This window comes from Kamptonema animale CS-326 (genome assembly GCF_028330895.1).
Classification (GTDB): Bacteria; Cyanobacteriota; Cyanobacteriia; order Cyanobacteriales; family Microcoleaceae; genus Kamptonema; species Kamptonema formosum.
Genome location: NZ_JAQMUA010000445.1, coordinates 1 through 6,151 on the forward strand (window position 1 = coordinate 1; position 6,151 = coordinate 6,151).

At 47.1% G+C, this 6,151-nt stretch carries 5 protein-coding genes and 1 pseudogene; 3 read left to right on the top strand and 3 right to left on the bottom strand.

The window, feature by feature from the left end:
- The 3 genes from PN499_RS25965 to PN499_RS25975 all read right to left on the bottom strand — a co-directional run.
- Nucleotides 1–2,652, bottom strand: a 2,652-nt coding sequence (locus PN499_RS25965; protein ID WP_272035976.1) for a DUF3854 domain-containing protein, incomplete at its 3' end; no start/stop codon positions are given.
- A 508-nt stretch (nucleotides 2,653–3,160) separates the two neighbouring features.
- Nucleotides 3,161–4,510 (bottom strand): helix-turn-helix domain-containing protein, encoded by a 1,350-nt coding sequence (locus tag PN499_RS25970; RefSeq protein WP_272035978.1) that lies wholly within the window; start codon nucleotides 4,508–4,510, stop codon nucleotides 3,161–3,163.
- A gap of 190 nt (nucleotides 4,511–4,700) precedes the next feature.
- On the bottom strand, nucleotides 4,701–4,925 hold the full coding sequence (locus PN499_RS25975; RefSeq protein ID WP_272035980.1) for a hypothetical protein: 225 nt from the start codon (nucleotides 4,923–4,925) through the stop codon (nucleotides 4,701–4,703).
- 241 nt (nucleotides 4,926–5,166) lie between these two features.
- Here PN499_RS25975 and PN499_RS25980 point away from each other — a divergent pair, with 241 nt between their 5' ends.
- From PN499_RS25980 to PN499_RS25990, 3 genes and pseudogenes are all read left to right on the top strand, one after another.
- Nucleotides 5,167–5,394: a hypothetical protein gene (locus PN499_RS25980; protein ID WP_272035982.1), complete on the top strand. Its 228-nt coding sequence runs from the start codon at nucleotides 5,167–5,169 to the stop codon at nucleotides 5,392–5,394.
- Nucleotides 5,395–5,496: 102 nt separating this feature from the next.
- Nucleotides 5,497–5,838: a hypothetical protein gene (locus PN499_RS25985; RefSeq protein WP_272035984.1), complete on the top strand. Its 342-nt coding sequence runs from the start codon at nucleotides 5,497–5,499 to the stop codon at nucleotides 5,836–5,838.
- Nucleotides 5,813–6,151 (top strand): annotated as a pseudogene (locus PN499_RS25990) (hypothetical protein); the annotation flags it as partial. The gene PN499_RS25985 and the pseudogene PN499_RS25990, both read left to right, overlap by 26 nt.

The window sequence follows — 6,151 nt, forward strand, 5'->3', positions numbered from 1 at the left end:
ACTGCCATTGCCAATTTTGCCGAGACCAAATTGTTTAGTCCAAACAAACCAAGGTACATTTTCATCCCTAACACGGGCTAGGGCTTGTAAAGCATCATTGACGGCTACTGCCCCTTGAAAGATGCCAAAAACTGCTGTAAAATAACCTCGGATATCGATGCTGACACCAGTGCCAATTGTCGGGCTGGCGATGATGATGTCATAGTTTTGTATGAGTGAATTTAGTTGGTCAATGCAACCGTAAGCGGGATGATTTGGATCTGATACTGATTCGCTATCAATCCTGAGAATTCGCTGATGAGGAAAGCGTTTTTGTAGTTGTGTTTCTAGGTTGCGACAAGACCATTTTCCGGTAACTTTTTGTGAGTCTTCTACAACCATAATGCGTGGGCGATAGCGCTTTATAGGGTGACATTCATTAGGGGTTTTTGAGTTAGATTCAGTAAAGTTTATTGGGCTACATTTTGCAGTTGCTTCACAATCACATTTAGCAGGGGTTTTACAGTCATATTCACTATGGTTTTCCGAAACATATTTAGCAAAGCATTTAGAGTCACATTCAGTGCATTTTACAGTAGGACATTCACCAGGGGTTTTCTGATAATATTCAGCACAGATTTTACAGTCACATTCAGCGCATTTTACAGTAGGACATTCACCAGGGGTTTTCTGATAATATTCAGCACAGATTTTACAGTCACATTCAGCAGGTTTAACAGTAAATTCACCAGAGTTTTTTGGATAATATTCAGTAGGGCTTTTAGAGCCATATTTAGTACAGGTTATAGAACAACATTTGGCACGACTTTTAAAGCCATATTCAGCACGGCTTATAGGACAACATTTGACATGGCTTTCAGAACTACATTCAACAGGGTTTTTCGGACAACATTCAACATACCTTTCAGAACTATATTCAGCAGGATTTTTACAACCACATTCGGCACAGTTTAAGCTTATAGGACAACATTCTGCACGACTTTCAAGGTCACAACAAGTGACTTCTTGAGACAGAATTTGCTCCATCTGAACATACAGTGAAGCCGGGTTAGAAGTGGCAAAAAACGTCACATCTCGCCCTCGTTTTGGCTGCCATTCGTTAACAACAACCCAAGGCGAAATAGGGATACCTGCTATGGCTATTAAGTAGTCAATGCTGTAATCGGATAAATCAGCATCTTGGGCAACAACTAAGCCACCACTTGTCAAGACGTTGTGGATGAGTTCTTGCAGAGTTTGCAAGATGGCGACTCGGTTTTCGCGGCAAGTTGAACTATTTAAGGCGTGCCAGATGACTTGTTCGCACTCATCGATGATGACGATCGCGCCTTCCCAATCTTCAGGATTAAAATTAGCTTGAGATAAGGGGTGGAGACTGTCTATGCACAAGCCATACCCGAACAGTTTACCTTCGGCTGAGTCTCTGGTTTCGTCGATGTAGTTGATTCCTAAGCTGGCACAGATAGCCCTACCTAGTTGAATCCTGTGGGTAATTATCAGCACGCGGCGATCGCCTGTGTCAAGGGATTGTGAGACTAAGTTGGTCAGGGCTTGGGTTTTGCCGGTGCCTTTGGGGGCTTTGATGCAGGCTAACCCGGACTCTGGATAGGGGAGTTTTCCCAGATAGCGAGAATTTAGCCTTAAAGACGCGGGATAGGTTAAAAGCCATGATTCCCTATCCAGCCAGAATTGGAAGCCTTGCGCTTCATTTTTGAGGGTGCTGAAGGCATCCTCGCCCTTCGATACCACGAAATCGTCAACGCCTTTTTCTGGCCCTGGCAGGTTGATGACTTTGACGGGGCAATTTGCCGCTGCGAACAGGCGGCCGAGTTTGCCAATTTCCCGGTTGACGTTTTGGATGGTTTGGCGTTTGTTGTCGCGGTCGAAGCAGATGTAAATGGGGCGTTCTGGGGTGGCGAAGTGTTGCAGTTCGGGGATGAGGTAGGGGTCGCATTTTTCCCCTTGAGAGGTTTTGGTTCTGACACCGCCGGTGACACCGGGGAGGGCGATGGCGGCGTAACCCAGTGTGAGTAAGCATCCGGCTTTTTTTGCGCCTTCGACGATGATGATGGGAATGTTGTTGTCCCATACCCATTGCCAGAACTGAGGCTGGTTTGGGGATGAGGTAGGGGTCGCAGAGGGGCTGCACGGGCTAGGGGCAGAGGAGAGATTTTCGTCTTCCCTCTCCCCCTCTCTCCCTCTCCCCCTCTCCCCCTCTTCCAAGTCCTCTAGGTCGATGGGGATACCGTAGCGGGCTGCGACCTTTGCCCAGATGTGGTCTGGAACTTGCAGGAAGAAGGCTCTGGTGGGGGTTTTGGGGGGGTGTTCGTATTTGACGGGTTTGATTTTGCCTTTGGGGTCAAAGGCGTTTCGGGGTTGATGGGGTTTGAAGCAACCCCAATACATGGGCTGCCAGTTGTTGAGGGGGTCAAGGCCTGAGCACCACCAGCCACCAGCTTCGATGTGGCTGTAGTGTTTTCTGGCCCACCGCCATTGTGCGTCGGGGTGGACTCTGCCGGAGGCGGCGGTGATTTCGGAAAGGAGGTACGGGTAGGGGGTGTCGCCTTCTAAGGTTTGGACGTTGAGGGCGATGAGGTTGGGGTCTATGGCCGAAGCCAGCCATTCGGACAAAGGGGAGATGGGTGATGTCATTGGACACCCCCGGTGTTGGTCAAATGGAAGGGCAGCCAGAAGGGGTCAGGCGGGGTAGATGGGTCTTTTCGTAGGGGTTGAGGCTGAGTGACGTTGGTAAATGCACCCAGTCTTTTTGTGCAGGGTTTCACGAGAGCTATTCCTTGGTAGCGGAATAACTCTTTGTCTCACCTTTCGCAAAAGGCTGTTTGCAAGTGTATCAGTCTTATTAGACTGATCAGGCTTGTTCTAAATGGCTGAAAACTATGTATAGCAGTAGTTCCAAAAAAAGTTTGTCCGGGGATACTAGAGAGTTTGTCCGGGGATACTAGAGAGTTTGTCCGGGGATACTAGAGTTTTTGTTCTAACGCTCAAACTTATATAGGGTAAAGGTTTAATGGCAATTTTAAGGATCTATTTTTTTCAGAACAAACTTCAGAACAATCTGAGCGTCATTGTCGCAACAAAAAACCAGCCGCAAGGGGGCTGGTCTGTGGTGTAGACTTGATGGGCGCAGGTTGGATGAAGCTTATTCTGAGGTGCTTAACAGTTGCCAGATTTGCGATTCCAGTTCTGGTGTGGGGACGCGCTGCCCGCGTTCCAACATGGATACATAACGCTGCGACACTCCCAACCAACCAGCCAGTCGTGCTTGACTCCAACCTTTTGCTGCTCTTGCTTCCCTGATGTGATTGCTTGTCAGTTTAGGCTTAGGGGCTGCATTCAGTCTCGGTTGAATCTGTTTGGGTTCAATTTTTGTTGCCAGCAGTGTGGGGATGGGGGCTGGGGGATGGATGGTGATTTTAGCTGCCAGCAACTTGTCAAAGTATCCTCTGGCTTTCCGACCTGAGCTATTAGGTCTTAGCCATTCTGGGTAGGTTTCTGAGTCGAACTCAATCTGAAAAGCTCTCTCAAGTCCCAGCAGCACTTCTAGGGCGTGATTCCAGCTATTCGTTAGCGTATGAGCTTTTCTACGCTCTGACCGAGCGGCATCAATTATCGTTTGGGGTAGAAGTGCTTCTAGCAAGGTCTGTACTTTGTAAGTGCCACTGGTGTGAAATCGGCTTTCCATCGTCAGGTGAAGTGCTAACCGCAAAGCCAGTTCATCGTGGTAGGGGTCAATCTTGAGAATGTCCTGAGCTAAATAGCCAAATTGATACAAGGCCTCTTTGGCAAAGTAACCTGCTTTGTTCAAGAAGGCATAAGTCCAGAGCCCTGGTTGCACTGTAATGTAAACTTCATCAGGCTGCTCTATCTTGCCCTCCAAATTCTGCTGACCTGTTAACTCAACTTGAACATTCCACATTCGTGAAGTGTCAATGCTGGCAAGGATTCCCCCTTTTTTGTGCCTACCTTCAACCCACGTAGCTTTGATGACTAAGCAACCTAGAGCAAACGCAGTTTTAGCCACTTCATTCAGTTTTTGAAACACGGGCAAATCTGTGCGTTTGTCCCAGCCCATTTCCTTGATTAAGTCGCTGCTTTTTATCGTGAATAGGCTTTTCCAAGGCTCTTCTTGCCTCATGGTATGGGCGGAAAAAATTAGGTGCAGTTTGGCTGTGATTAGCCCAAATTTGTTAATGATTTGCAGGGCTTCGTCCAAAGGCAGCAGGGTGATGTCGCCAGGACTGGTGATGTAGTGTTCGATGATATTGCTGGGATTTCCCTTGGCTTGGTGTTGGAAGTAGCCGACACCTGAAGGGTATTGCTGCCACAAGTCCGTTCTCAATTGTGCATGGAGGCTGGATACCATAGGGGGAGGCGTGGCGACAGGGGCGATAGGTCTATTCTGATACAGACGAGGTTCTGTTGTGGGCTGGTCTGAGTTGTCCCTGAATTCAACCAGGTCTTCTGAGTTTATGTCCTCAAAATTAATCATATTTATTTTTCAAGCCCCCTGCAAAGACTCTCAGAAACAGTGCTTCTGCCATATCCTGCGCTGTAAAGAGTCCAACCTGTAGAGCCTGATTGCCTAGCACTACACAGTAAATCGGGCTTCCAGTGGGGCAGTTGGAAGCGCTTAACCAGTTGCAACGATGGGAGAGTAAGGGTGTTAATGTTTGCTGTACTCATTCCCCCTCCTCCACATGGACTCCTGAACCTTGTTGTCTCTTGTCTAAAAACTCCTGTATGGCAATTTCCACAGTTTCAGTGATTGTGGTTTCATATTCCGCACAGTAGAACTTCAGGCGCTTAGCCAACTCCTTGGGAATGTGGCTAGTCACCTGAGCATAATTTGGATCTTTTCTTCTAGTGCTCAAAAATTCGTTTAATCCTAATTTTTCTGTCCACATTGTACAGCTCCATGTTATTTGACAAAACAATTAGTACAGTAGTAAGATGTTGTGATGTTGCAACATCTTACTTGTGTGCTAGTATAACATCCATAGACCAAAACAGCCCCTTCCCTACGATTTAGGTGCATCTGCCCTGGAAGTGGGAAGCGGGAAGACACAACAAAACCAGCCCCTACCGCGCAAGACTGGACATCTGACGGTAAGGGCTGGCACTCCCAGTAAAAGGAGCATCATTATTATGACCGCAATTCTTGTTGGCCGTAACGCTAGCGCTGATTCCTGTTTCCAGAAAGCATCACCAGTAGAGGCGATCGCCTTATCAGCCATACCCATAATATCAGTTTTCCCAGTTCTAAATGTTGCCATGAACCAAGTACCAAAAATGCAACTTTTAGCCTTGAGCTACTGCCAAGAACATCCAAATGATTCTAAGTGTAAGCCCAACCCAGATGGCACAGTAGGTTAATTTTTTTACCCCTGTGATTAGCTACTTTTGGCAACTCCGAAAGTAGCTAACGAAAGAATCAGAGTTCCAGGCTCAGTAGCTAACGAAGTAGCTAACGGGAAAATGCCAACACCTAAAAAGCCTATAGACGTAGCAGTTTTCAACATTTCCAAAGGCAAGCGGAATCATCCAGGTTACTTCCGATCAGAGGTGAGGCTAGCTCTAGGCAAAAAGGGAAAACCGATGCCCGAAGCTACTTTTAAAACCCGGCTCACACTCTTAGAAGAAGAATGCCCTGAGTTTCAGCGGCAACCTTATCGCCGGCGATTTTCTCAATTCCATTTGAATTGCCTGCTAACTCTCGAAACCTGGATTGAAGAAGCTAACCACTGCATTGCCACCGTTCGACAACAACTAGCAGAAGAAGGATTACCAACCCATGAATACAACAGAACTAACAATTGACCGCAAAGACATCAAAACCACTTGGGGATTGCCCAAAATTTCAGATGTTACCAACGCCCGCAGAGCACTAGGACAACCCGACTGGCAAAACTCAAAAATGTCTGAAGCAGATGCCCTTGAAATCAATCAATATTTCTCCTTAGTTTTAGACAAAAAACTATCACCAGACGATGCCATTTTACAAATAGCATCATCCCGAAACGGACGCAGTGCTTACTGCAACGAAATCGACCCAGATGCTATAGCTAAACCCTCCGATGCCAAGCGAGACGAAACTGAAGACAAAGGTGCAGCCATGCAAGCACTTATTGAA